Here is a 2,787-nt window from a genome sequence, read left to right as displayed (position 1 = left end):
ATAGGTTTTGTCAAAACAAATAACGGTATTCTACAGAATCCCCGCACTTTTAATCACACCCATTACGCAACACTGTCGCCCTGGTGCGCGACCCAGAAATTTTGGAAGAATCAGTCATGGATAACGTGCAATTAGGACGTGATCTTCCTATACAGGCAGTAAAACAGGCGTTGGCCAATGTCGGCTTATTGGATGACATTTTATTATTACCAGAAGGCTTGAACACCCGTTTATCTATTCATGGCAAGCCATTAACCAACGAACAAACCTTACGGTTAACCTTAGCTCGCGCCATTGTTGGTAACCCTAGTACATCAAATCGTATAAAAACAGGATAATAAAAATCTTCAAATCATGAATGAAATGCTGATTGTGTACAGCATAAAGCTAAATTAAAATCCTGTTGACTTCCAATTTGGTGTACTAGGCTCTTACTGCTAGACAATGTGCTTGATCGTATTGATAGCCGGTTACTGCCTGATCTCTTGGACGTGTTATTTGCTAAACAGTCCCCTTGGACCTTAATTGCTACCAGCCATGAACCGGAAGTGATTAACCGGTGCAAACGGCACGGTAAAATTGTTAACGGTGTTTTTGTAGAAAATACAGCCGCAATTTTGGATAGCCAACTATGATGACCTTACCTGAAACCCAACCCAGTGCCTTAGATAAGGCCTCTACCAGACCGTTTGCGGGTAAAATTGCCCGTTCAATGTTGGTCTTGCTGCTTTTGCTCTTGATTTTCTTGTTGTTAACGCCTTGGCAACAAAACGTGCGTGGTTATGGGCGGGTGGTTGCCTTTACCCCTTACGAACGACAACAGTTTATTGGAGCACCTGTTGAAGGGCGTATTGCCCAGTGGCTTGTTACCGAAGGAACACGGGTAAAAAAAGGCCAAGTATTGGCCGAAATGCTCGATAATGACCCGCATTTTTTACAACGGATTGAAGCTGAAAAAAAAGTAGTCTTGGAACGCCAAGCAGCCGTTGACCGCCGCTTACAAACAGTACAAGCGCAATTGCGTATGGCAGAGTTAGCCAGGCCACAAGCCTTGTCAGCGGCCGACTCGCGCGTATTAATGGCGCGTGAGCGCAGTAAAGCTGCACAACAGGGTTTAGCCGCAGCGAACGCGGCACAAAAAACTTCCGCACTTAATTTAGTACGCCAACAACGCTTGTTCAGCAAAGGCCTGGCTTCCAAACGCACCTTTGAATTAGCCGAACTAGAAAACGCCCAACGCGAAACCGAATATGAACGTGCAAAAGCCACCTTGCAAGCTGCCAACAGTGAAATAGATGCACTCAGTGCCGATGCAGGAAAATTAGGCAACGATACCACCTCGACTATTGAAAAAAGCCGTGCCGATCTCAATAAAGCGATAGAAGAGCAAAATTACGTTAAAGCCGAACTGCTCAAGCTGGAAACTCGGTTAGCGCGTCAGATGACCCAAACCATTGTTGCCCCCAGGGAAGGTACAGTACTACGTCTTTTAACTAGTCCAGGCGCAGAACTGATTAAAGCAGGCCAAGCATTGGCCATTTTAGTGCCAGATAGTCAGGAAAGGGCTGTCGAACTGTGGTTAGATGGCAATGATTTACCTTTGGTCGTTGTAAACAGCCATGTCCGTTTGCAATTTGAAGGCTATCCTGCTGTGCAATTTGGCGGTTGGCCAGAATTTTCTATCGGTTCTTTTGGTGGCCAGGTCGCCTTAATGGATTCAACGGATGATGGTAAAGGCCATTTTCGCGTTGTGGTTTTACATGATAAAAGCGATATAGCCTGGCCTGAACCCCGTTTTTTACGCCAAGGCGTTCGGGTTAATGGTTGGGTGCTATTAGGGCAAGTCACATTAGGTTATGAATTATGGCGTATTTTTAATGGTTTCCCTCCCTTGGTTTTGCCAGAGCCTACAGCACCAGAAAAAGTTAAGGACGACAAATCCAACGCCAAGGAGGATAAAAAAAGTGATGCTGACTAATCAAGCTGGCCTGTTGCTATTTTTATTGTTTCCTGCCGCCCTTTATGCAGAAACTAAAAGCCTAATATTGGATGATGTGCTAAGCACTGCGGAAAAATCTTTTCCTGCTTTGTTGGCTGCTGAACAGCGACGTATAGCTACGGAAGGTGATTATATTTCAGCCCAAGGGGCATTTGATACCACCGTAAAATCGCAAAACCGTTGGTCAGTTATTGGCTTATACGAAAACCAAAATTACGATGTCAGTGTAGAGCAGCCCACACCCTATTGGGGCGCCACTTTTTTTGGTGGCTGGCGACGTGGCACGGGTGATTACCCTGTTTATGACGGCAAAAATATTACAGCAACTGATGGTGAATTCCGCGCTGGCGTTAATGTACCCTTATGGCGTAACCGTGAGATTGACCGTCGCCGTGCAGGATTGAAGCAAGCTGAATTAGCCCAACTCATTGCTGGCCATGATGTTGACCAAGCCTTGTTAGATATCCGTAGACAAGCAGCATACCGTTATTGGGATTGGGTATTAGGTAAGCGTTTAGCGCAACCACCTAAAGCATTGTCATCGGCTCTGATATCCTCTAGATTTTTTCAAAAAACAACCCATACCCCCACACGCACATCATAAGAGCAGAGCACCAAAACCACTACCCCTGCCTGAGTTTTTCAATAGCCCCCGGTGCAAACGGCAATAACTCATCAATACGCCTGTTTGGCCAAGTCGGTAGTTTTTCCAAGGTGTTCCTTAGCCAGGCCTCCGGGTTCAGGCCGTTCAGCTTTGCCGTGCCCAACAGGCTCTGGATTGCCGCCGC

At 46.2% G+C, this 2,787-nt stretch carries 4 protein-coding genes; 3 read left to right on the top strand and 1 reads right to left on the bottom strand.

Annotation, left to right across the window (positions count from 1 at the left end; all coding sequences use genetic code 11):
* Positions 1–116: 116 nt before the first annotated feature.
* The 3 genes from CRENPOLYSF2_RS00915 (at position 117) to CRENPOLYSF2_RS00900 (ending at position 2,603) form a co-directional block, all read left to right on the top strand.
* The gene (locus CRENPOLYSF2_RS00915) at positions 117–338 is read left to right on the top strand and encodes an ABC transporter ATP-binding protein/permease (protein WP_087142093.1); all 222 of its coding nucleotides are present in this window, start codon (positions 117–119) and stop codon (positions 336–338) included.
* Positions 339–631: 293 nt separating this feature from the next.
* Entirely contained in the window at positions 632–1,978 is a 1,347-nt protein-coding gene (locus CRENPOLYSF2_RS00905; protein ID WP_087142091.1) for an HlyD family secretion protein, read from the top strand.
* Positions 1,968–2,603: a TolC family protein gene (locus CRENPOLYSF2_RS00900; RefSeq protein ID WP_087142090.1), complete on the top strand. Its 636-nt coding sequence runs from the start codon at positions 1,968–1,970 to the stop codon at positions 2,601–2,603. The genes CRENPOLYSF2_RS00905 and CRENPOLYSF2_RS00900 overlap by 11 nt, the downstream gene beginning before the upstream one ends.
* Before the next feature lie 19 nt (positions 2,604–2,622).
* Here CRENPOLYSF2_RS00900 and CRENPOLYSF2_RS00895 read toward each other — a convergent pair.
* Positions 2,623–2,787: transposase domain-containing protein (locus tag CRENPOLYSF2_RS00895; protein ID WP_140396754.1), on the bottom strand; the 165-nt coding region annotated here is incomplete at its 5' end.

Source organism: Crenothrix polyspora (assembly GCF_900163755.1).
Classification (GTDB): domain Bacteria; phylum Pseudomonadota; class Gammaproteobacteria; order Methylococcales; family Methylomonadaceae; genus Crenothrix; species Crenothrix polyspora.
The sequence above is the reverse complement of the archived record's forward strand: the minus strand, read 5'-3'. Positions and strand labels throughout refer to the sequence as shown.